Origin of the sequence: Micromonospora sp. II (assembly GCF_001709195.1) — a bacterium.
GTDB lineage: Bacteria > Actinomycetota > Actinomycetes > Mycobacteriales > Micromonosporaceae > Micromonospora > Micromonospora chalcea.
The window spans coordinates 308,546-332,198 of the sequence record NZ_LYXF01000057.1 but is presented as its reverse complement, the minus strand read 5'-3'; the positions used below and the strand labels follow the sequence as shown (position 1 = coordinate 332,198).

At 66.4% G+C, this 23,653-nt stretch carries 16 protein-coding genes and 1 tRNA gene; 5 read left to right on the top strand and 12 right to left on the bottom strand.

From position 1 onward, the window contains the following. The first annotated feature begins 1 nt into the window (after window position 1). Window positions 2–751: a hypothetical protein gene (locus A8711_RS24800; RefSeq protein WP_233607724.1), complete on the top strand. Its 750-nt coding sequence runs from the start codon at window positions 2–4 to the stop codon at window positions 749–751. A 105-nt stretch (window positions 752–856) separates the two neighbouring features. Here A8711_RS24800 and A8711_RS24795 read toward each other — a convergent pair whose 3' ends face one another. After that, window positions 857–1,489 carry a hypothetical protein gene (locus A8711_RS24795; protein ID WP_233607725.1) on the bottom strand — a complete coding sequence of 211 codons (633 nt, stop codon included), beginning with the start codon at window positions 1,487–1,489 and terminating at the stop codon, window positions 857–859. Window positions 1,490–1,553: 64 nt separating this feature from the next. Here A8711_RS24795 and A8711_RS24790 point away from each other — a divergent pair, with 64 nt between their 5' ends. Next, a complete protein-coding gene (locus A8711_RS24790) occupies window positions 1,554–1,811 on the top strand; it encodes a transcriptional regulator (RefSeq protein ID WP_069089447.1) in 258 nt (85 codons plus the stop codon). 261 nt (window positions 1,812–2,072) lie between these two features. On the opposite strand, the gene A8711_RS24785 is transcribed toward A8711_RS24790, so the two are convergent. The 10 genes from A8711_RS24785 to A8711_RS24740 form a co-directional block, all read right to left on the bottom strand. Further along, on the bottom strand, window positions 2,073–6,074 hold the full coding sequence (locus tag A8711_RS24785) for a hypothetical protein (protein WP_124778846.1): 4,002 nt from the start codon (window positions 6,072–6,074) through the stop codon (window positions 2,073–2,075). 28 nt (window positions 6,075–6,102) lie between these two features. Continuing rightward, window positions 6,103–6,507: a DUF6375 family protein gene (locus A8711_RS24780; RefSeq protein ID WP_069089445.1), complete on the bottom strand. Its 405-nt coding sequence runs from the start codon at window positions 6,505–6,507 to the stop codon at window positions 6,103–6,105. Further along, on the bottom strand, window positions 6,504–7,460 hold the full coding sequence (locus A8711_RS24775; protein WP_083297087.1) for a radical SAM protein: 957 nt from the start codon (window positions 7,458–7,460) through the stop codon (window positions 6,504–6,506). Before A8711_RS24775 ends, A8711_RS24780 begins: the two co-directional genes overlap by 4 nt. A 544-nt stretch (window positions 7,461–8,004) precedes the next feature. Then, window positions 8,005–11,718 (bottom strand): hypothetical protein, encoded by a 3,714-nt coding sequence (locus A8711_RS24770; protein WP_124778847.1) that lies wholly within the window; start codon window positions 11,716–11,718, stop codon window positions 8,005–8,007. A 245-nt stretch (window positions 11,719–11,963) separates the two neighbouring features. Beyond that, entirely contained in the window at window positions 11,964–13,265 is a 1,302-nt protein-coding gene (locus A8711_RS24765; RefSeq protein ID WP_069089443.1) for an IS256 family transposase, read from the bottom strand. Window positions 13,266–13,323: 58 nt separating this feature from the next. Next, a complete protein-coding gene (locus tag A8711_RS24760) occupies window positions 13,324–16,461 on the bottom strand; it encodes a type I restriction endonuclease subunit R (protein ID WP_069089442.1) in 3,138 nt (1,045 codons plus the stop codon). Further along, a complete protein-coding gene (locus A8711_RS24755) occupies window positions 16,461–17,711 on the bottom strand; it encodes a restriction endonuclease subunit S (protein ID WP_069089441.1) in 1,251 nt (416 codons plus the stop codon). Before A8711_RS24755 ends, A8711_RS24760 begins: the two co-directional genes overlap by 1 nt. Then, window positions 17,708–19,453 carry a class I SAM-dependent DNA methyltransferase gene (locus A8711_RS24750; RefSeq protein ID WP_069089440.1) on the bottom strand — a complete coding sequence of 582 codons (1,746 nt, stop codon included), beginning with the start codon at window positions 19,451–19,453 and terminating at the stop codon, window positions 17,708–17,710. Before A8711_RS24750 ends, A8711_RS24755 begins: the two co-directional genes overlap by 4 nt. Window positions 19,454–19,895: 442 nt before the next feature. Then, window positions 19,896–19,970, bottom strand: a tRNA-Val gene (locus A8711_RS24745). A 50-nt stretch (window positions 19,971–20,020) separates the two neighbouring features. After that, window positions 20,021–20,560 (bottom strand): TIGR02611 family protein, encoded by a 540-nt coding sequence (locus A8711_RS24740; protein WP_176722870.1) that lies wholly within the window; start codon window positions 20,558–20,560, stop codon window positions 20,021–20,023. A gap of 274 nt (window positions 20,561–20,834) precedes the next feature. Between A8711_RS24740 and A8711_RS24735 the strand changes: the two genes are divergently transcribed. Continuing rightward, window positions 20,835–21,266, top strand: coding sequence for an SsgA family sporulation/cell division regulator (locus A8711_RS24735; protein ID WP_007457244.1), 432 nt, complete (start codon window positions 20,835–20,837; stop codon window positions 21,264–21,266). 72 nt (window positions 21,267–21,338) lie between these two features. On the opposite strand, the gene A8711_RS24730 is transcribed toward A8711_RS24735, so the two are convergent. After that, window positions 21,339–22,115 carry a RhlG family 3-oxoacyl-ACP reductase gene (locus A8711_RS24730; protein ID WP_069089529.1) on the bottom strand — a complete coding sequence of 259 codons (777 nt, stop codon included), beginning with the start codon at window positions 22,113–22,115 and terminating at the stop codon, window positions 21,339–21,341. 159 nt (window positions 22,116–22,274) lie between these two features. Between A8711_RS24730 and A8711_RS24725 the strand changes: the two genes are divergently transcribed. Next, window positions 22,275–23,189, top strand: a complete 915-nt coding sequence (locus A8711_RS24725) for an AraC family transcriptional regulator (protein WP_069089439.1) — start codon at window positions 22,275–22,277, stop codon at window positions 23,187–23,189. A gap of 7 nt (window positions 23,190–23,196) precedes the next feature. Then, window positions 23,197–23,652 (top strand): Rrf2 family transcriptional regulator, encoded by a 456-nt coding sequence (locus A8711_RS24720; protein ID WP_013284925.1) that lies wholly within the window; start codon window positions 23,197–23,199, stop codon window positions 23,650–23,652. Window position 23,653: the final 1 nt, after the last annotated feature.

The following is a 23,653-nucleotide window of genomic DNA, read 5'->3' as shown; positions in this document are numbered from 1 at the left end:
GGTGCAGCCCGCAAGCAGCGACCTTGAGTACGGTGAGCCGTTCAACAAGGCGTTCGACCAGATCCGCTCCGGCATCGACCGAGCCGTCGGCTCCTTCAACGACATCGTGGACCGAGTCAACGAGCACAGGTGGCTTCTCGGACCCGCCGGGCTGTGGTGGATCAAGCAGAACCTCGACGCCACCCGCCGGGCCATGAACACGGTGCTCGACCAGGTCGACCACGCGCTGGAACGCCAGGTGCCGGTGCTGTCGCTGATCAACGTCAGCTTCCGGTGGGTCAACGACGTCAAGACGCCCGTCTCCGAGTTGTCGTTCACCGCCACCGAGCCGCGCAGCGACAACATCGCCAAGTGGAGCGGTGACGCGGCGATCGCCTACAACGCCAAGGCCACCAAGCAGAAAGCCGCGATCGACGAGTCGGTGCTGAAGGCCGAGTTCATCAGCCAATGGCTGTTCAAGATCGCCCGCTCGAACGTCGACTACGCCGTCGAGCTGGCCAAGATCGTCACCGGACTCGCCGGCAAGTTGACGCAGGCCGCCACCGAGGCCAGCACCGTCATCGACATCCCCTGGGCCATCTCCACCCTCGCCAAATCGGTCGGTGACCTCGTCACCGCCGGCCTCAACACCCTGCTCACCGTCGGGCAGCGCTTCATGGACGCCCTCGGCAACATCCGGGACATCGCCACCCAGGTCGGTGACTACTCGAAGCTACCCGGAAGCCAGTGGCCGCAAGCCGTTCGGGACTGACCCAGCACGAGGCGCCCCTCTCCAGAGGCCACAGCGTGCGCTACCCGGCAAGCGTGGGCGTTCACGCCAAAAGGCAGTGGTTTCGGGGGGACGAGTCAAGGCCGCTCAGGCCGTCGGCACCGCCGCTTGCGTGGCCCGCAGGATCGTCAACGACTTCTCCGCCAGCGCCGAGTTCGCAACGTAGGAGTCGCCGCCGACGGCGAGCCACACCTTCACCACCAGGTTGCCGGTACGCGCGTGCACCATGTACTCGGCGTACTTGAACCCCGGTGATGACCGCTTGGTGAAAGCCTCCGCCTCCTCCCCCACCCCTGGCACAACTCCGGCGGGCGTCATCCCCGTAGCCCGCCTCGTCCCGCGATACAGCTGCCGCGCCTCGTCGGCCGTTGCAAGCGTCGACGCCTCCACCCGAAGATTCGCCTGGTAGCCAGCCTTCGTTCGCATCTCGAACAGGCAGGCGGCACCGGGCCGAGCCAGCGGCGGCCGCGGATCTTCGCGGGTCACCTCGGGCGCCAGGTCCGCCACGACCTTCACATCCGTCCTCGCGCACAGGTCCAGCCCATCCGCGGTGTACGCCGGTTCGGCAGGTGCTGTCGGGCTGGCCGTGACGCCGGTAGCCGAGGCAGATGGCGGGGTAGGCGCCGCGATGGGACCATCATCGGCGTTGTCACAGCCAGCCACCGCCACGGCGAGCAGTACGGCAGCGGCGACGGCCGGGAGACGGACCGAGGTAGGCACGACCCGAACATACCCGCTGTCACCGAACGCGACTGTCCGTGCAAGCGACAACTAGGGTTCACGTATGGCCGCCCGTGAGACACCGGAGCAGATAGCCCGCACGAGAACGGTCACCACCGACGCGGTCCTCGGCGGCAGTGTCGACCTGCGCGTCTACCCATACCGGCTTCTCACCGTCCTGTCGCATCGCGGCGTGGGCGGTGACCAGGTCACGCAAGCCGTCGCCGCCGCAGAGGTGCTGGAACGATTCGGCTGGGAACTGATCACAATCTCCGAGTTCGCGAGCAGCAGGATGGTCTACGCGATCATGCGCCGACGGTGACGCCAGCCCCTCCGTGACTACCGCGGGAACGCCGTCACGAGAGCGACTACTGGGCGATGGCCCACAGAATGACAATTATTGGTACACCGCCAGCATCGCGGGAGCGCCCGCTGCATCACGTCGACGCCCTGTTCTTATGATTGGAGCGCCCCAAGGTCGGCGGATAGCAAGCCCACCTGCCTGGGAGTCCGGGCTGTCGGCGTAGGGCGATTTGGACGTACGTCTGCGCGACAGGCTGGCCACGGGAACCACCGGTTCCAGTCATCGCGTCGAAGGCTTGGCTATCATGAACTCGCGGACTACTAGGTGCCTCCAGACTTCGGCGTTTAGTTCGCGTGCCTCCTGGAGCCATTGCGGTTGGTCGTGTGGATACGGGGTAGGAAGCCGTTCACCCCAAAAAAACCCGATCAACGCTCTCCCTGCCGCGTAGCTGTTGAGGATGTCCTCGCGGATATATAGCAGGTCGCCCTCGAAGCGGCTGGGTGCGCTGAAGGTCAGCGCTACGACGCTTCCGTCGGGTGCGCATTGGTTAAACGTTTGCGGTTCGGCCGTGAGTTGCATCGCCGTGGACAGGTTGCGTGAGGGTACGAGCAGGTGTCCGGCGTCGTTGAGCGGGGAGTGATATCCCTCCCAGCCGAATCGATGTGTCACGATCTCGGCTGGAACCAGCACTCGGCCTTCAAGTCGGATCGCCCCTAGGTACGGGTCGTCCTGGCGATCGTCTTCGTGAACGTGGGCGAAGTGCGGATGCCAGGGGATCTCTCCGGCGAACGTGTAGTGATCTTCGGGTGCCTCGGGAATCCAGTCGCGCCCCGGGTACGGGCGTGACTGGAGCGCTTCGCGGACGGCGTCGACGTGCTCGGGTGCGACGAGTGCAGTCGCGAGGAGTCCCCAGACTCTCCGGCCGGGAGTCTGTCCCCTGGTGGAGAGGTGTCCTCCGACTGCGATCCAGGGTCCGGGATGCCCGTTGAGTTCGGCCGGGTACAGCAGTTCGTCGGGGACAGTCACCTCGCCGAGGACGATCCAGTCTTCGTCGCTGGTGGGTGTCGGCGTAGCCCAGTCCCCGAGGGCGATGGGCAGCGGTGTCGGTCTCTCAGGAAAGGATGGGTCGACGCCGAGGTCGGAGAGACGCTCGGAGCGAGGCTTGAGTTCTCCCCGATCATCGAGCGCGCCGGCCTGCCCGTAGAAGGCGATCCAGCTGTACTTCTTGCCGTATCTCTCGGGGTTACCCTCCCTGTCGGCGTCTCGATAGGAGCGTTCGGCGATCTCGGAGTCGATGGCCGTGAACCTGTCGCGCGACCAGCCCAGTTCCGCCACCCCGCTGCGCACGTTGGTCAGGATTTGCTGATACTCCGGGTCATCGAAGTCGTAGTTGCTGCGCTCGGGAAGTAGCCGTCCAAGGGTGTAGTTCTCGAAGTCCATGTGTATAGCGTCACCGACGTCCTCGAAGCGCGGATCAGAGTCCTCGAGGAGGTTGACGGCGGGACCTTCGCCGAATGCGATCCGTCCGTTGGCGTCCAGGGCCGCTGTGTCCGCTCCGGGGTAGTACGTGGCGGCGAAGGTGAAGATGCCGTGGACGTGCAGGCGGGTCAGCCAGTGGTTGGTTGGGCGGCGGGCGGCGGGCCCAACGAGCGTTTCGACGAGGGCCGCCAGAAACGGGGGAAGCGCTTGGGCGATCGTCGTGTCATGTACCTGGTGGGCCATCACGACGCCGTAGCTTGCCGCAGCCATGCGCTCGGAGACGTACTCGTCGTTGATGTCGAATGACTCCATGGTGATCGTGAACAGCGCCTCGGGTTCGTGTCGCCCGAACCAGTACAGCGACCTGGTGGCCTGGTCCCGAAGCGCTCGCACGGTGCTTGTCAGGACCCACATCGCCCAGCGGGCCCGAAGCAAGTCACGAGCCGTGCGCACGGGTGATGCGCGCCATCCAGCTTCCAGATCCTGGAGGTCGCGCGTCAGTGCACGCCAGTTCTTGCGCGTCCACTCGGTCCAGCGAAGGTCGCGTTCATGGACAGACATCGCTTTGAGCGTCTCGTGGAGAAAGCTGGCGTTCAGCGGATGGTTGAGGGAGGCCCGGGTCTCGCGTAACCGGCGTAGCACCATCGCGGATGAGCTTGGTGACGCGGTCTGGACGTGTTCGGCCAGCGCCTCGACGGTGGGCATGTCGAGGTACGTGGATTCCAGCCCTGCGGACGGGATTAATGCCCGAACGCGCATGTCGTCGGGCACCATGGCCCATAGCTGCCGACGGTGGAGACGTGGCAGCAGGCCGGCAAGTGCTACGAAGATGTCTTCTGCGAGAGGATGCCGGTCGCCCCGATTGCCAGCGAAGGCGGCGACGGTTGCCGGGTCTTTAAGCCATGCGTTCATCTGGTCTCGGCTGTGGGTGGCGATAATTGCCTGGGCGATGACGTGCCCGGCGAGGGCGTCGTAGCTGATACTCACCCCAACCTCGCCGGTTTCGCCGATCGGGTCCCGGAGGAGGATGCTCTCCTGCTCCAGCACTCGCATCAGGCTGCCTTCCCAGCTGGCTCCGTTGTCGATGAGTTCGCGGAGGCTGGAGACCCGGAACCCATTGGCATTGTGTTCCCACAGGCACAGGCCAATCTTCTCCAAGCCTTCGCGGACATCGGTTTCGAAGAAGCGGTGCCCGATGGGCGACAGCTCTGCGACCCGGGTGGCGACCTGCTGGAGATAGCTGGCGAACACCGCGGTCAGCGAGTGTGGAATCGACTCGACGCCCACAACGTGTTCCCGTTTAGGGTTTGCCACCTCGCAGAAGAGCCGGAGAGTCAGCGGATGATCAAGTAGGCCCTCCGGCAATTCAGCGTCACCGGAGTCGATCTTGTAGTAATCCATGTACCGAGCAACTGCCGCCTTCTGGTCAGCGGCGAACCCGTCGATGGTGATCTGGAGCGTGTCGGGAGGCAGGCACTCCTCCACGAATGTCGACCTCAGCGTGCATACGAGCAGGACGTGCGGGTACTCCGATAGAACGCTTTTGACGTTGGCGATCAGGAGCTTCCAGACACGCGGGTCTTCAGACTCATTCAGCCCGTCGATGATGATCGGCAGTCGGCGATGGGTGCGTTCCCCTGCAGCGTCGACGGCGGCGATCAGAGCATCCATGCTCGGACACGGCTGCCCGTTCAGCGTGACCTGGCGGGCGAGGTCGTCGAGTGTCCCCCGAGCGGAAAGTCCGTGTCCGCGGAGGAATACGCCAGCCGGACGTGCCTCCTCGGCTGCCGTTACTTGGGCGGACAGGTGGGTCTTGCCGTTCCCGGCTGCGGCGGTGACCGCGACGATCTCCACCTGGGTGTCGCGGTCGGTCACCCGGAGGAGCTCGTAGGCCTGGTTCAGGTCGTCCAGCGCGTTGGTCACGGACATGGAGGGCTGCCGCTGTGCCCGTAGCCGGCGAGGAAGCTGACGGACGTCCTCGGGAGCCGTTGGCACATCGGAAGCGAGGTTCCGTAACGACTCCCAGTCGCCACCGATGAGGGCGTCATTCACCCTGGATAGGTGAACGGCTACGTCTTCCAGATGCATAAGGGTCGACTCGATGGACGCCACCAAGTCCTCGGGTAGTCCGAGACGGTCGGCGTTGATCGCTGCTTGAGCCTCCCGGAGTCGGGTCACGGCCTCGTGGATTTCTTCCCTGGCGTGCTTTCCACCGAGCATCCGCCGCAGGGCACGTTCGGCGTCAACCGGCTGATGCGCCTCAGGCAACCACCGGAACCGGACCGGCTCGACTGCCCGGGTGTGCTGGGAGCGAAGCGCGTCATCGGTGAGGACCAAATGCCCGAAGTAGGTGCCTCGGTAGATTTCTCCCGGCCCAGCCAGAAGCTCCTCGATGTTGTGGCCCGTCCACAAGGTCAACGTCATGCCATGGCTGTCGAGCCCGTAGAACCACTCCTGATCGGCCTCGGTAAGCGTGTGCTTGGTCCACAAGACCCAATCCGTGATCCCAGGGACATGCGAGGCCGTCTTCTTGATTCCGTCCTCGATGACCTTCTTGCGTGTGGTGCCGATCGCCCTGCCAGGTGGAAGGTCGTACCACTTGCACTGCCAGCCGTACCAGCGCCCGGCGTCGCCCAGCGGACAGGTGTCCCGCAGCTTGAGGTGGAACTCCACGCCGGGCTGGTTTGCCAGCGCCTTGAAGTCTCCAAAGCTCCCATAGTGGCGGTGAATCAGGTGGCGGGCAAGGTTCTCGAAATTGTTCTGCCGGCTGCCCGGGAGCGCGGCGAAGACGTCCCAGTTCACGCTTGCCATGTCGACTTAATTCGCTTCATCACAGTGACTTCGCCTGCTCCGGGAAGTCGTGCCCCGAGAAGACCTCGATGCGTGCACCCTTGTCGAGCAACAGCTTTAGGTACGCCGACACGTCGGACTCATCGGTTCTGATGATCACCGTGTTGTCGTACCGCTTCGTCGTAACGTTGTAGCAAAACTGCTCCAGCTCCGTAGGGCCGAGAGAGTAGAGGTGCAGCGCCCGAATGGCGTTCGACAATGCCTCCGGGTAGCGCCTGCTTGGTTCGCCGACAACCAGGCGGCCCGCCTCCATCTCGAGATGCGCCACCGTCTCCATCTCCTCGATGGCCTGCTCGACAGCCTCCGCGTCACCGGCGGTCGCGAAGTGGCCGATCATCACGAGGTTCATCGAGTGCTCCGACCCATACCCCGCCCAGATCTTCACGCCGTACCTCCGCGCTCTCGGAGCACTTGCAGGGCTGCCATGAGCCCGTCATCATCCACGGCAACTCCCTCAGAGTCGTAGGACGACCACTTCAGGACACCCTGCGCGTCCACATGAGCATAGGCTTCCGAAGGCAACTCCCCCGTCAGCGGTAGGCACACGGGCAGCCCGTCGGCCCCTGCGGTACTGACCGTCAGGCGCAATGGTGGATGGTTGTCGCGGACCCACTCACGTAGCCGCGTCGACGTGACCTCGTCGATGCCGGCCCGCTGCATGGTCGGCTGCTCTGGCAACAGGAGGAACTCCGACGCTCCCGCCTTCACCGCAACTTCCACAGCATCGTCAAGATCGCCGACTGTCTCGGCGTTCACCACGAAGTTGATCCCGAACGGCGCGACCTGGCGGACATCGTCCAGGCGGTCAACCAGAGTGGCGAACGGGCGCCCCCTGAGCCGCTCGTACGTGGCACCCACCCCGTCCATGCTGACCCTGACGAACTGCACGGACCCACGCAGCTCGTCACACAGCCCAGCGGTGAGCCGATGCCCATGCGTTGTGAACGTGACTGCAAGCCCGGTCTGGCTCGCCACCGCGGAGCACAAGCTCACAAAGCCCGGAAACAGCATCGGTTCACCACCTCCGAAGCCCACGCCCAGACACCCGTTGTCATCGAACTCTCTCAGCCAGCCGACGACGCGTGTCGCGTCTAACCGGGCCTTCAGCTTCGGTGCGTAGCAGTATGGGCAAGCCAGATCGCAGGAATTGGTGAGGGCGATGGACACCTGCCGAGGCGCCTGATCCCATTCCTGCGGGTCCACCGCCACCTCGTCGAGCAGAATGTTGAGCCCGGTAGCTACATCGAAAAGGTGCACCCCAGCCCGTGTGCGACGAACCTTCAGCCCAGACGGGATGCGGGAAGCGTAAGCATGAGCCGAGTCGATCGACGGCCGCATCGCACCTCCCACGAGCTGCCCACAAGAAGACTCACAGCCTACCCAGCCCAGAGCGGCGAAGGGGGAGGTGGCGTGACAGGGCTTTCCTCCGGCTTTCAGACGCACGACCGACATGTTGAGTCGAGCGACATCTCCGAGCGGCGGTTAGGACGCGTGCGATCGGCAGCAGCTAGGGAAATGACATGCGCTGGGCTTCGCACGAAGTGCCTCTGGTTCGTCGCGAGCCCGCTCAGGGCCTCCGCTTAGCCCTCGACAGTTGGTCTATAGTGGCCGGTGGCGACGACGAGGCCGTTCGCCGAGTTGTACACCACCCGCGTGCCGCTGGACTGGCGCGAGCACGCGCCCACACACCGCCACCTCACCGCCTCGAACCGATAGCCCAAAATCGAACAGGCTGCGATTCGCTTGGCCGCCACACTGCAGGTCGGCTGCAGTAGCCAGGACTGTGTGGTCGACGAAGACGGCAGGCAGGCACGATCAGCTGCACGTCAGCGATGCCTGCCGGTGCTCGGCGCGGATAGCCGGTCCGCTGATGCCCCACCGCTCAAAGCGGAACGGGCCCCGATGCAGGGTCGACGCCGGCTGTCAGAATGTCCGGCAGTTGGTGCGGGAGTGCGAAAGGCACCTGCGGTTCGGCGACGAACGCGGCAGGTTCTACGTCGCGGGTCACCAGGATCGGCACCACGCGCCACATTGCCCGGTCAGGACCGCCGGCCAACACGGCGACGCCGCGCGCGGCGTCGCGGACCTGTGCGGCCTTGGCGAGCAGCCGCGGCACGTACGGTTTCGGGCCGCGGTAGAACTTACGAATGTGGTTCCGGAGAGTCTCCGTGCTGAACGCCGCGATTGGGTCCTTGACCTCGCCGACCCACAGTCTGCCGGTGGCCGGATCGGCGACCACCAGGTCCACCTCCCCGAGCGGTTCCGGGATGCCAGCTCGCTTGAGCTCGGCCACCTCGACATGCGTGCGGCATGGCAACCCCGTCGCGGCGACGACGCCGTGGACGAGCTCCTCGAGTTGGGCGTTCAACTCCTGCCGATAGGCGCTCATCATGGCGGCGACGCCGGGCGGAAGGTCCCGGTGGGCGAACGGCAGCCGTGACCGGTGCAGGTAAGCGTTGAACAGACGCTGCGTGTCGAGTAACCGCCACGGCAAGATTAACAACTGTCCATCGACGTAGACGAGCGGGCGCAAGGCGAGGCGATGCGCGCGCCGCTCGATGTCGAGAAATCGCAGCGGGCCCGCCTCGCGCAGATGGTCACCGGACAGGGTGAGCAGGTCGACGGCTGCCTCAATCTGCGCCGCGCTGAGCTCGGACCATTGCGCGACGGCATCGACGAGGTCGGCACGGCTTACCGCGTGTACGCCGGAGGCGTCCGTGGCCCAGTCGACGGCCACGCCGAGGACAGCACGCATCCCGTCGAGACCCGTGCCCCAGTGATCGCGAAGTCGATTATCGACCCGTTGCAGTTTGACCGGCAGTCGTCCGTGTATAGCGGTGAAGGGGACCTGGTACCGATGTCCCGACGGTGTGTTTGTGAGGAGGCCGGAGTCATGGTCCTGATGGTCGTCGACGGCGCCAGCCGGCTGACTGTCCGCCGGGATGAGACGGGCCGCGCGGCGGCGGTGGTCGGTGTAGGCGGCGAGGTCGATTTCGACGCGCTCGACGTCGTCATGGTCGGACCAATCGGGTTCGACCGCGAACATGCCGCGGTTGATGGTGAGGCGCAGGCCGTGCAGCCGGTCGGTGTAACCGCGGACCACGGCGGCCGAGACCGCCAGCCGGTGCGCCAGCGCGGTGATCTCGGCGACGTCGAGCTCGTCGGCGACGGCGCTGCCTACGGGTGGTTCGGCGAGAAGGGACTCGAGGAGGGTCTCCAAGGCGTGGGTCTGCTGGTACTGATCGTCAGTGAGGGCGATCTCGTGCCAGTTGTGCGCCCAGGGCCCGGTGAGGGCTACGGCAAGTTGCTGGGCGCTACGATAGGCGGTGGCGTGGGCGTCGTTGACCCGGGCGGCGACGGCCAACGTCACCGTGCGATCGAACTGGCACGTTAGGTCATGCAGCGATTCCTGAACGGCCGGCAGGATGAATTCTTCGCACATCCGCAGTGCGTCCGGGCCGAGAAAGACGCCGTCGGGGGGTCGGCAGCGCAGAATGGCGGTGACGGCCCTCCGATTGGCGCGGGCGTGTACCGCCGCCGATCGCGGGAGGCCGTCATTGCGCGCTACCAGCGGGAGTGCCTCCACCTGTCGGTGCACGGTCATGAGGGGGCCTGCCTCCCGCCACGCCGTTCGGAATGCTGACGGTTGGAACCTGCTTGCTTCGTGGCCGGTGGCCAGCGCGGTGAGCCCGCGTTCCAGCCCTTCGCCAATCAGCGCATGCGCAGATGCCGGGTTGTCGGCGAGCATGATGAACAGCCCTGCTGCCATGACCAGGGCGATCTGCCGCAAGTTCGGGTCGACCCGCACGAACGCGAGAGCGCCGTCGGTGTGCTCGAATGAGGTGTCCGGGAGCCAGACCAGGGCCAGCCTCAGTGTTCGCCCCGTCCCGTCGCGCACGTGTTTACTGATGGCCGGCTTGCGTAGGTGTAGGCGCAGGCTGTCGGCGAATCCCACGACCGTGTCGGGATGGGTGTGCAGCGTGGCGGCGTCATTGAGGTCGACTTCGAGAACGACTGGCGGGTTGACGTTGACCAACATCGCCGGGCTGTCCGGCTTGTAGAACAGGTCGGCGCCATCACCGTGGTCACGACGCGCGAAGGGCCAGTCGATGTGCTCCGCGCTGATGCCGGCCCCGGCCAGCACGGTGTCGACGCCCTCCCATGACGCCGCCCTCTCCCAGGTCTTGTCCGTTGTCGCCGGCGCGACGGCCAAACCCTGCCTTGGTGCCCACACCGTGACCGGTCCGATCGAGCCGTGCTCCTTCCACGCTCGCCAGACGTCGAAGATGTCGACGAACGTCACGTCGGTGTAGCCGGGATGGAACGCGAGGTCTTCGAGGAAGCAGGCCACGGTGGTGAGGTCGCCACCGCACTCGGCGAGCATCTCGGCGAGTTCCTCCACGTGGAGGACGACGGCCTCGCCGACCATCTGCGCCACGACGTTCGCCGGCCCTCCGTAGACGATGACCTTCGCAACCGGCCGTTTCAAAAGTGCAGAACGGCCACCAGAGCCTTGGGCGATGTTGTGCGTCGTTGCAGTATCGACCGACAGCAGTTTCTTGCCCCAGGCGATTCCTCCTTGCAGCCCGGCACCACTTACGCCGCTGACCACCGCGATGCGGAGCCGCTGGCCCTCAATGACTGGTCGGACAGGTGCTGGTTCGGGCGTCTGGCCACGGCGGCTCACCAGTCGCCGCGAGAGCAGGTCTACGGTGTGCGACCACGTGCGCGCGTGCATCTGCACTGCGGCGGCCCCGGCGTCGCCGACCATCTCCCTGAGATACCGGGTGGCGGCGACCGCTGCGCTCAGCGCCAAGCAGGCCGGCACCCCGACGTGCCGATGATCGACGGACACTTGCAGGACTGGCCCGAGTGTTGCCTCGTCGGCATTGTGGCGCATACGCAGATGCTGACTGTCGCGGGTCAACCATGTCAGCGCCCGCCGGGCGGCCGCAGGCTTACTGCACTGGTCAAGCCAACCGAACGGCTCGGTGTCGACGAGCCGTCGGACTGCTGACACCTCAGTGTCACCGACACGAGGGGCAGCAGCGCCAGCCTCAGGGCCTGCCTGCCAGGCTGGCGCGAGCTCCTCGATGGTGTGGTCGCCGTGTGCGAGGCAGACCTCAAGGACGTCGCTGAGGGAAAAACCCATGCGAGCCGCTACGGTCTCGTCCACCGCTCGGGCGGTCTGTTCCAGCTGGCGAAGCAGCACCATGGGATGGTCGAAATCGCCGGGGTGAACTCGCCAGCGGCGGCTTCCAAGAGTAAAGCCAACCAAGCGGCGAGGATCGTTGGGCGTCCGGGACGTCTCGGGCACGCGGGACGGTGCAGCGTGCATCGCACTCTCGACCAAGCGGACCAGGTCCGCGGGCTGGGCATCGATACCGCCAGCCGGCGGCCGCCGCAGTGCTCGTCCCCACAGCAACGTCAGGTGGTACTCCCAGGGGCGACATGACGGGGAGTCGAGTGCCGCGGCGATCAATACGAGGATGGACTTGCCCGCGAAGGACGCAAGCGCCCGATCGATCACGGCCCATCGCGGCTGAGTACCCGTGTCGTTACGGGCGCCGGTGGGCTGGTAGCGAGTGGCGTGCACGGCGCCAATCCTGCGTGATCACGGCCCTCGCGGGCCAGCTAGTTCTACCGGTGCGTTGGCGTGGTGGCCTGACGTCGCGGCTGGCGTGTGGCCGTTAAGCCAAGTTGTCCTCCAGGCGCGTGCTTCTGACGCCACTGCTGGCATCGCCCGGCAAAGACGTCGTCGCGGACGTGTCTGCGGTGCGGCCGTCAGCTGAGGTCGGTCAGGGTCTGTCAAACGAACGGTGTAACTCGGGTTGTTGACGGCTACTTGCGGCCTGCGGACAGGCGTCCTTCGAAGGCGATGTCGAAGGCGTTCAGGGCGGGTTTCCAGCGCATGGTCCACCGTCGGCGGCCCTGCCCGGTCGGGTCGAGGCTCATCACGGCGAGGTAGACGCATTTGAGCGCGGCGGCCTCGTTCGGGAAGTGCCCACGGGCGCGGACGGCGCGGCGGATGCGGGCGTTGACGCTCTCGATGGCGTTGGTGGAGCACACGACGGTGCGGATCTCGGCGTCGAAGGCCAGGAACGGCACGAACTCCGCCCAGGCGTGCTGCCACAACCGGACGATCGCTGGATACTTGCCGCCCCACGCCTCGGTGAACTCGGCGAAGCGAGCCCTGGCGGCGGCTTCGGTCGGCGCGGTGTAGACGGGCTTGAGAGCTTTCGCGATGGCGTCCCAGTGCTGCCGGCCGGCATACCGGAACGACGCCCGCAGCAAATGAATCACGCAGGTCTGCACCACCGCTTCCGGCCACACCTCGCCGATCGCATCAGGCAGCCCCTTGAGCCCGTCGCAGACCACCATGCACGCATCCTGAACGCCGCGGTTGCGCAGCTCGGTGAGGACCTGAAGCCAGAACTTCGCGCCCTCGCCGCCGTCGCCGGCCCACAGACCGAGGATGTCCCGCGTCCCCTCGACGGTGACGGCCAGGGCCAGGTAGATGGGCCGGTTGGCGACCTTCCCGTCGCGGATCTTCACGTGCACCGCGTCGAGGAAGATCACCGGGTAGACCGGGTCCAGGGGCCGGTTCTGCCACTCGGTCATCCCCTCGACGACCTTGTCCGTGATCGTCGAGATCGTCTGCCGCGACACCTCGGCGCCATACACCTCAGCCAGGTGAGCCTGGATCTCCCCGGTGGTCAGGCCCTTGGCCGACAGGGAGATCACCATGTCATCCACGCCGGACAGTCGGCGCTGCCGCTTCTTGACGATCCGCGGGGCAAAGCTGCCATCGCGATCCCGCGGCACCTCAATCTCGACCGGGCCGACGTCGGTGAGCACCGTCTTGGCCCACACACCGTTGCGGGAGTTCCCGCTGTTCTTGCCCGCCGGGTCGCCCTTGTCATAGCCCAGGTGATCGGTGATCTCACCCTCGAGCGCGGATTCCAGAACCCGCTTCGTCAGCTGCTGCAGCAGACCACCGTCGCCGGTCAACTGAAGACCCGCCGCACGGGCCTGCTCCACCAGCTGGGCGACCAGCTCCGCGTCGACACCCTCCACCGGTTGCCCCGGCACGTTCCTCGCCACAGCGGCAGTATCCACGGCGATCGTCGATCCATCAGACATCAGATGCTGCTCCTTGATCAGGAGTTACACCGTTCGTCTTACAGTCCCGCCGGCCTGCTCACATGTCCGTCCGCTGGTCGATCGCGGCCTCGTAAAAGGCGTCCGCGAGCGCCATGATCACAGCGCTGATGCCAGGGCCGTCACTGAAGAAGTAGTCGGCCATCGTGTTGTGGGCCTCCTGGTTGTCAACGACCGCCTCAGTGACCGCCGCTTGGAAGTCCTGCGATTCCATGAACTGCTTCTTCGAGTTCACCTTGGCCTGGTTGACCAGGTCCGGGTAGGCGAGCAGCCGCTGTACCAGTCCCTGCACGAACTCACGGACCTGAGACACGGAGAACGACTCGGCGCCGAAGAGGTCGTTCATCTTGTCGATGACGACCTGTAGTGCGACGTACTTCGGCTCCTTCCGGGTGCCGGTGCCCGCGGCTCCGATGCCCTTGATCTGGCCGTCACCGGTCAGCGAGATGTCGACTGCGGCCATCTTGTTGTGCTTGACCCCGACTAGGACGACGTCGGAGAGGTCGACCTCCGCGGCCCAGGAGGAGTCTGCGATGACCTTCTCCAGGAGCCGCAGGAAGATCGATAGCATCTCCATGTACGGGTCGCCGTAGTCGACGATCTGGCTCATGAAGTCGTAGAGCCGGACGTAGGTGGAGACGTCCTTGCGGAACAGGTCGAGGGTGTTGAGGGTGACCTTGTCGTCGGCCTCGATCGCTGCCGCGTAGCGGCGGGCGAAGTCGCACTTAGCCGGGCTGATCGCAGCCGAGAGCGCATTGTTACCTTTGCGGGTGACCCACAGTTCGGCGACCTCGCGCACCTGCTCTGGCGTGTAGATCCCGGCTTGGGCGAGCTTGTTGGCGAGGTGGACGACAATGTACGGGTCGGTCTCGGTCTCCAGCGTGGCGTTGGTGAAGTACGGCTCGAACGCCGCCCGGATGTCCTCAGGCTTGTTCATGAAGTCGATGACGAACGTCTTGCGCTTCTGCTCCCCACCGGCAGTGCGGTGGGTGCGGTTCAGCCGAGACAGCGTCTGCACGGCGGTGACTCCGGACAGCTTCTTGTCGACGTACATGGCCGAGAGCAGCGGCTGGTCGAACCCTGTCTGAAACTTGTTGGCGACCAGCATGATCTTGTACGTCGCACCCTTGAAGGCGGCGGCGAGGTCCGGACCCGCGCCGGGGTTGAGCTTGGCCTCGGTGAACTCGTCGTCCTTGCTCGGCTGCGGCCCCCAGTCCGAAGCCCACTCCTCGTTCTCGGCCATCTTCACAGAATTGGAGAAGGCGACCAGGGTGCGGTAGTTGTACGAGTTGTCCTTGGCGGCCCGCTTGGCGATGTAGGAGTCGATCGCCTTCTTGTACTTCACCGCGGCCCTGCGGGAGTCGGTCACCACCATCGCCTTCGCCTTGCCTTCCAGCAGGTGGGCGACGTTGGTATGGAAATGCTCGACGATGATCTGCACCTTCTGGCTGATGTTGGTCGGGTGCAGCTTCACCCACCGCATCAGCCCCTTACGCGCCGCGGCCTCCTCCACCACCTCGTCGCCGTCGCCGCTCTCGGCCCGGCCGGCGATCTTCAGCGCGGTGTCGTAGGACTGATAGCCCCTGAGCACATCAAGGATGTAGCCCTCCTCGATCGCCTGTCGCATCGAGTAGAGGTGGAACTCGACCGGCTTCCCGTCAGGCCCCTTGCGGCCGAAGAGGTCCAGGGTCTTGTTCTTCGGCGTCGCCGTGAACGCGAAGTAGGAGATGTCCTCGGACTCGGCCCGCTCGGTCATCTCCGAGGCCAGGATCGCCTCGACGTCGACCTCGCCACCCTCCTCGATCTCCTTGACTTCCTCGGCGGTCAGCACGGCCTTGAGCTTGTTGGAGATTTTTCCGGACTGCGAGGAGTGCGCCTCGTCGGCGACCACTGCGAACCGCCGGCCCTTCAACGACGAGTCGACCCGGATCTCGTCGAGGGCGAACTGGAAGGTCTGCACGGTCACCGCGATGATCAGCTCCCCGTTCTTCAAGGCGGTCGCCAACAGTCCGGATTTCGACTTCGCACCCGCCTTGCGAACGTCCTGAGGGCTGATCGTGGCAACGATCTTTCCCGACCCGTCGATCTGCCGGATCGCGTCCTGGAGCTGGCCGTCGAGCACGGTGCGGTCCACGACCACGATCACTGAGTCGAAGACCTTCTCGTCGTCCACGTGCAGCCGCGCCAGCCGATGCGCGGTCCAGGCGATGGTGTTCGTCTTCCCCGATCCTGCCGAGTGCTCGATTAGGTAGCGGTGCCCCACCCCCTCCTCGCGCACCGCTGCCACGAGGTTCGTCACGGCCTCCCACTGGTGGAACCGAGGGAAGAGCATGCTCGTACGCCGCACCGACGTCCCGGTCGCGACATCCCACTCCTCCTTGGTCTCCACGATCATCAGCCGGCCGATGATGTTGAGCCAGGCGTCCTTCTCCCAGACCCGCTCCCACAGATACGCCGTCGCCGACCGCCCGCCCTCACCCGGCGGATTGCCCGCGCCACTCTTGTGCCCCATGTTGAACGGCAGGAAGTGCGTCTTCTCGCCCTCGAGCTTGGTGGTCATCGCGGCTAGGTCGTTGGAGACCGCGAAGTGCACCAGCGCCCGGTGCCCAAACGACAACAGCGGCTCCGGTCGCCCGTTGGTCAGCGGCCGCCGGCCTTTGCGGTACTGGCTGATCGCATCATCGAGAGACTGCGTGAAGTCGGTCTTCAACTCGACGGTGGCCACCGGGATCCCGTTGACGAAGAAGACCAGGTCGATGCTGCGCTGGTCGGCGGTGGAGAAGTGCACCTGCCTCATCACCCGCACCCGCATCGCCGCGTACTGCTCGTTGGTGGTCGCATTCAAGCTGGTCTCGGGCCGGAACTGCGCGACCTTCAACCGGCCGCCACCGATGTACTGCACTCCGTTGCGCAGGATGTTCAGCGTTCCGCCACCATGTTCGAGAGGCTTGTCGAGTGCCGTGGTCAGCACATCGAGAAACTTCGCCTCCGAACCTGCGGCCGTCAATGCCTTCTCGTACGCCGCCTGCTGAGTCACTTCCAGCCAGGCGAACAGGTCCTCGGGGAAGAGTGCCCGCTCCCGGTCGTAGCCGGTGTCGCTCGCAGAGTAGAGCCACCCGTGGGACTCCAGGTACGCGCAGATTTCGGACTCGAAGACGGCCTCGTTGTGATCGGCCATCACGCCATCTCCCATACGTCGATCTGCCCCGTCACCGCTGCCGTGATTAACGCCGCCCGCCGCTCACGGGCGAGTTCGATGAACCGCTCAGTCTCGGCGCTCAGCGCGTCGATTTTCGCGGTTCGCTCGTCGAGGTAGACCGCAATGGCCCGCTGCTCGTCGAGCGGCGGGAGATGAAGTTCGATCTCCCTCAGCTTCTCGCCGGTGAGGTGGACGAATGACACCGACCCGTAGTGCTTGGCATAGTAGGCGGACTCGTAGAGGCGGAGCATCGACCAGTACACGAACCGTGCATCCGCCTGTGATCCGACGCGTAGGCGGTTAACGGTCTTCTGGAAGGCGATCCCTGGTGCCGATTCGAACATGAATCCTGGACGCCCGACTGTGGCTCCGCCCTCGATTAGGAGGACGTCGCCCGCACGGAGGTCGAACACCTCCATCTCTGCGTCGGAGAATGGCATCTCATTGAGGTCCACGAGGTTCACAGAGCCATCCGCACGAACATCTGCTGCCCGGACGTAAGGCCGCGGCTGGTCTCCGTCGCGGACCGCACGGCCCGCGTCGAGCATCTTCCCCAGACTGGTCTCACCGATGTGCTTTATCCGGCGACGAACCCATGAGTCGGTCGGTGCCAAGGCGGATGAGATAACGGCTCTACGCCTTTCGCGGAGCATACCGATCAGGCGCTGCTGCTCCTCGATGAGCGTGTCGACGCGGGTGGTCTCGCGGTCGAGGTAGTCGGCGATGGCGCGCTGCTCCTCTCGCGGCGGCAGCGGCATCGGAATCCTCGCGAGCTTCTCCGCAGTGAGATGCGGCATCGAGACAACGTTGGAGTAGGCGCGAATGAAGCCGCTACCCCGCAGCGCGATCAGATAGAACGCGATGAACCGGCCGTCGAAGTCCCGAATCGGTCGAAGTCGGTTGATCGAGTTCTGGAATCCCCAGCCCGGAAGATCCTCGTCGACATACGCGGCACGACCGAACCCACCTTGGCCGCCCTCAACGACGACAACGTCGCCCGCTCGGATGCTCAACTGCTCCAGCTCGGCGTCGCCGAACCACATCTCCTTCACGTCCTCGAGAGCCAGAACGCCATCGGGCTGCACGTTCGCAGCACGCATATACGGGGCACGCACGTCACTGCCGGAGTCCTTGCTCTGCAGCATCTTGCCGAGCGTGACGGTCGCAGCGTTCTTGACCTGGCCAGCCATCCACCCGTCCGGCAAGGTGCCCCAAAGCGGTCCCGTCACTGCTCCACCTCTCGCAGCAGGTCAAGGATCTTGGCGACCTGCTTTTCCAGGTCGGCGTCGATCTCGGCGAGGGGACGGGGTGGGACGTACTTGTAGAAGTGGCGGGTGAAGGGGATCTCGTAGCCGGTTTTGACCTTTGTCCAGTCAATCCAGGCGTCGGGGACGTGCGGCTTCACCTCGGCGTCGAAGTACGCCTGGATGACCTCGACCTTGCCGGCCACACCAGCAGCCGAGCCGCCGTAGGTGAACGGGACGTTCTCGGTGTCGCGCTTCCTCGGGTCCGGCTTGGGCTTGCCCTTGCGGTCGAGCACCGGCTGGCCGGACTCGTCGAGGAGGGGGCGCTCGACGGTGATGGTCCAGTAGCCGAACTCGTCGTTCCGCAGCACCTTTGAGTAGTCCGGGTCGGCGTCGGTGAAGTCGGCGTACAACTGGACGACCTTGGCGCGGTCCTCCTTGCTGAGTTCACGGTTCTTGGCGCCGAGGTTCTTGCGCATCTTGGTCCAGAACGACGAACCGTCGATGAGCTGGACCAGGCCTCTGCGGTCTGGGTGCTTGTTGTTGTCGAGAATCCAGATGTAGGTGGCGATGCCGGTGTTGAAGAACATGTTGGTCGGCAGCGCGACGATGGCATCGACCAGGTCGTTCTCCAGCAGCCACTTGCGGATGTTGGAGGGGCCGGACTCGGCGGCGCCGTTGAAAAGCGGCGAGCCGTTCATCACGATCCCGGCCCGGCCGCCGCCGTCCTCCGGCGCCCGCATCTTGTGGACCAGGTGGAGCAGGAAGAGCATCTGCCCGTCTGAGGTCGACGGGAGGCCGGGGGCGAACCGGCCGTAGGGACCCGCCTCGTCGCGCTCTTTCGTCACCGCCTTGGCGTACTGCTTCCAGTCGACGCCGTAGGGAGGGTTGGACATGCAGAAGTCGAACTGGCGGCCCTTGAACGCGTCATCGGTGAGGGTGTTGCCGAAGGCGATGTTGGTCGCGTCGTGGCCTTTGGCCAGCAGGTCGGACTTGCAGATGGCGTACGACTGCGGGTTGTACTCCTGGCCGTACAGTCTCAGTTTCGCGTCGGGGTTCTGATCAAGCAGGTGGTCCTCGGCCAGAGCGAGTATGCCGCCGGTGCCCGCGGTGGGGTCGTACAGCGTGCGGATGATGCCGGCCTCGGTCAGGTCGGCGTCCTTCTCGGCGAAGAGAAGGTCAACCAGCAGCCGGATCGCGTCCCGCGGGGTGTAGTGGTCACCGGAGGTCTCGTTCGCGGCCTCGTTGAACTTGCGGATGATGTACTCGAACGCATCGCCCATGTCGGCGTTGTCGACGACGTTTGGATGCAGGTCGACGGCTTTGAAGGACGTGATGACCTCGCGCAGCAGCTCCGCCTTCTCCAGGGTGAGGATCTCCTTCTTGAAGTCGAAGTACTGGAACACGTCGACGTCGGGCGAGAACCGGTCGATGTAGTCGGCCAGGTTGTCCGCCAGCCCATCGACGTCAGCCAGCAGGTTGGCGAAGGAGTAGTTCGAGGTGTTGTAGAAGGTCCTCCCGGTCACCTTCTTGACCTCAACCTTGAGCCGGTTGGGGTTGTCGTTCTTCGCCGCCAGCGCGCGCACCGTCTCCCGGTCATCCTTGAGGATGCAGTCGAGGCGTCGCAGGATAGTGAGCGGGAGGATCACGTTGCCGTACTGGTTGGGCCGGTAGGGGCCCCGCAGTTGATCGGCGATCGACCAGATGAAAGTACCGAGGGTGCTCACAAGGCTCCTCACGAGGCTCGCTCGACGAAATCGTGGACGCCCAGCGCGAGCCCGCGCGCGCCGTCCGAACAGGCGTCGCACAGTCTACGACCGATGCCTTCGCGCTACGGGTCCGTCCTGCCGCCCTCTTCCGGACGCTGCCTTCGCCCCCCTAGCTGGACACGGCCCTGCCATCTGGAGTGCCGAATTGGGGCCCATCGGACCGGCGGCGATCAGCAGGCCCCCCAGCCGCTACCGGTGCCCCGTGGTAGGCGTCGGTAGCGGTCCTCAAGAGACCGACCGGGTCCGACGGGTAACGCCGCGCCTCTGCCGGATGGCTCCGACGCAGCCGGATACCAGCACCGGACGCCCTGCTCCCAATCTGCTCCCAACTTAAGGGGCAAGACGGCAGAAGCCCGTTACCGACGGTTCCGGCGACGGGCTTCTGACCTGCACACATACATGGTGGGCGATACTGGGATCGAACCAGTGACCTCTTCGGTGTGAACGAAGCGCTCTCCCGCTGAGCTAATCGCCCTCAGCGCGCATGACTCTACCCGATCACCCGCCCGGACCAAAAACCGGGCCTCAGTGCGTCGCGAGGTAGTGCAGCGCCTGCGCCACGACGTCGATGCCGAGGCTGTACTTGAGCGACAGCCATACCACCACGGACACGAACACGAGCCCGACCGCGCCCAACACGAACCGCACTCCCAGTGACTGGCGCTTCACCCACTGCGTCCAGGAGTTGACGTGCCGGCGGGTGAACGCGAGCAGCCGTCGCGCCCAGTGGAACTCGACGGCCCAGACGCCGAGGCCGGCGATGACCAGCAGCCAGCCGGGCCCGGGCAGCGGGATCAGCGCGATGCCGACGGTGACCACGATCGCGCCGAGGATGCCGATGAAGATCTTCAGGGCGACGCGGCCGGTGGGGTTGGCGCGGATGAGTTCGAGGGTGGTGTGCAGGCGCAGCCGCCAGCCACGTCGGCGCCGGCGCTGCTCCGTGAGAGTGCCTCGCGACCGCCCTTCCACAGGCACCTCGTACCCCCGACTTTCGGCTGCTCGGGCCGCACCTTTCGGCGATTCGGCCGTGGTCCGCGACGTCACCGACCCGCCCCCCGTGACCATTTCCACCCCCAGTGTCGCGCGGGACCGTCACCCCTGCTGACGACTGGACGTTACCGGAGTAAGTCGACGACTGAACCACCCGTTGCCGGGCGGGACGACGGAGTGGGCGGAACCGGAAATTCTACGCGGGGCCGAGTGGTTCCCGGGGGCTTTCCGAACCCCTTCCCACCACTGGGTGAAGTCAGCGTATGGCGGAGCGTAGCCAGGAGCAGCACCTGAGTATGGGAAAAGCGGGACACGCGCGTTCCGCAGCGGTGCCGGGGGGAGAACGTCCATGAGTGTCATCCGACCGACGACCGTAGAGGTCGAGACGTCGCTAAGGCTCGTCGCGCCTGACGCCACCGCCTTGCCGGTGCGTGCCAGTCTGCGTTACGACCCTGCTGACCCGTATGCGGTCCATGTCCTGTTCCACGCCGAGTCCGCCGGCGGCGAGGCGGTGAGCTGGTCGTTCGCACGCGAACTGCTGGTCACCGGGCTCGACGAGCCGGCCGGCATCGGTGATGTGCGGGTCTGGCCGTGGGCCACACCGCGCGGCGACTTCGTCGCGCTCGCGCTGTCGTCCCCGGACGGCAACGCCCTGTTCGAGGTTCCGCGCAGCGTGCTGGTGCGCTTCCTGCGCCGGACCTACGTCGTCGTCCCGCGCGGCCGTGAGGCCGAGCACCTGGACGTCGACACCGCGGTGAACCGGCTGCTCGCCGGTCGCTGACACGGCAACACCCGGGGCCGCGCGGATCTGCCGAGTCCGCGCGGCCCCGGGCCGTCTTCACCGGGGTACGCCTCAGCCGCGCGTGGTGATTCCGCCGTCGACCGGGATGACCGCGCCGGTCAGGTACGCGCCGGCGCGCGACGCCAGGTAGATCGCCGTGCCCGCCATGTCCTCGGGTCGCCCGATCCGGCCCAGCGGCACCTGCTGCTCGATCGCCGAGCGCGACTCCGGGTCGTCGAGCGCGAACGCCATCATCTTGCTCTCGAACGGGCCGGGCGCGATCGCGTTGACGGTGATCCGCTCGCCGGCGAGCTGGTGGGCGAGGCTGCGGGTGAGCATGTGCACGGCGGCCTTGGTGGCCGAGTACGCGTACACCTCCATCCACGGCACCCGGATGCCGTCGACCGACCCGATGTTGATCACGCGGGCCGGGTCGTCGGCGCCGGCCGCGGCGCGCAGTTGCGGCAGCAGCGCGGTGGTGAGCCGGAAGACCGCCTTGACGTTGACCGCCCAGAGCTTGTCGAAGGCGCCCTCCGGGTACTCCTCCAACGGCGCGCCCCAGGTGGCGCCCGCGTTGTTCACCAGTACGTGCAGCCGGTCGTGGCGTTCCCGCACGGCTTCGGCGAGCGCCAGCGCGCCCGCGTCGCTGCCGAGGTCGGCCGGGATCGCCTCGCAGTGCCCTTCGGCGGAGAGTTCCTTGGCGACCGACTCGCACACGTCGGCCTTGCGCGAGGAGATGATCACCTTTGCGCCGGCCCGTACGAAGCCCTGCGCGATCATCAGCCCGATCCCCCGCGAACCGCCGGTGACCAGGACCGTCTTGCCGTCGACCGAGAACAGTTCCGTCATGCTCATCCCATCGCCGTCGCCCGGCCGGGGGCCGGTCGGCCGACCCGGTGCTTACCGATCGGTAACCTAACCGTCGGCCGTGCGTGCCGACAAGACCGCCTCCGCGCGCGCGAAACCGTCGAGATGCAACGTGCGGCCGGGCCGGTTACCGTCGGGGAGATGGTCACTACCGGTCAGCCCTCCCCGGCCACCCGCACCGGCCCGCCGGAGCCGCGCCCCGGCGCCGACGAGATCCTCACCGGTGCGCTCGACGACCTCGCCGCCGAGCCCGGCTGGCCCCGGCCGGTCCTGCTCGACCGCGATGTGCTGATCCTGGTCACCCACGGTCACGGCACCGCCGAGCTGGACTTCCGGCCGGTGCCCTGCCGGCCCGGCACGCTGCTGCGCGCGTACCCCGGTCAGGTGTTGCGGTGCGTCGGCGCGCAGCTCGACGCGACAGTGGTGAGCTGGCGGCCGGACGCGCTGGCCGGCCTCGACGTCGACCCGGACGCGGTGCCCGCCCACCGTCAGCTCGCCGGCGAGGACGAGGACGCGGTGATCAGCGAGGTGAGTCAGCTCGCGGTGGACGCCGAACGGCACGCGATGGTGCCGCCCGCCGCGGCGCTGCTGCGTCACCAGCTCGCGGTGCTGCTGCTGCGGCTGAGCCTGCTGCCGCATCCGGAGAACGGTGCCGCGCCGCGGGCCGAGACCGACACGTTCCGGCGGCTGTGCCGCGAGGTGGAACGCGGCTACCGGCACACCCGCCGGGTCGAGGACTACGCCGCCCAGCTGGGCTGTTCGGTGCGTACGCTGACCCGGGCCTGCCTGGCGGTGACCGGCCGCAGCGCCAAGCAGGTCATCGACGAGCGGGTCGCGTTGCAGGCGTGCCGGCTGCTGGCCGCCACCGACGAGTCGATCGCCCGGATCGGCCGGGACCTGGGTTTTCCCGAGCCGACGAACTTCGGCCGCTTCTTCACCCGGGAGGTCGGGGTGAGCCCGGGCACGTTCCGGGCCAACCGGGAGCGGCCGCTGCCAGTCCGTCTGGTGCGACCCCGGCCGCCCGCCGACTCCCCCGCACCCACCGGCCAGGCATGATGGCACTGTGCAGATCTCCGCGCGCGGCGACTACGCGGTCCGGGCAGCCCTGAGCCTGGCCACCGCGTACCCCACCCTGCTGTCCACCCAGGCCATCGCGGCGGAGCAGGACATGCCGCGCAAGTTCCTCGAGGCGGTCCTGGCCGACCTGCGCCGGGCCGGGGTCGTCCGGGCCCAGCGCGGCGCCGAGGGCGGCTACACGCTGGCCCGGCCGCCGCGCGAGATCACCATCGGGCACGTGTTGCGCGCCGTCGACGGTCCGCTCGCCGGGGTACGCGGGCTGCGCCCCGAGGAGACGCGGTACGAGGGGGCGGCGGAGAACCTGCCCCGCCTCTGGGTGGCGGTACGCGCCTCGGTGCGCCGGGTGGTCGACGAGGTGAGCCTGGACGAGCTGGTCAGCGGCCGGCTGCCGGCGCACGTGCGCAAGCTGACCGCGCAGCCGGACGCGTGGGAGCCGCGCTGAC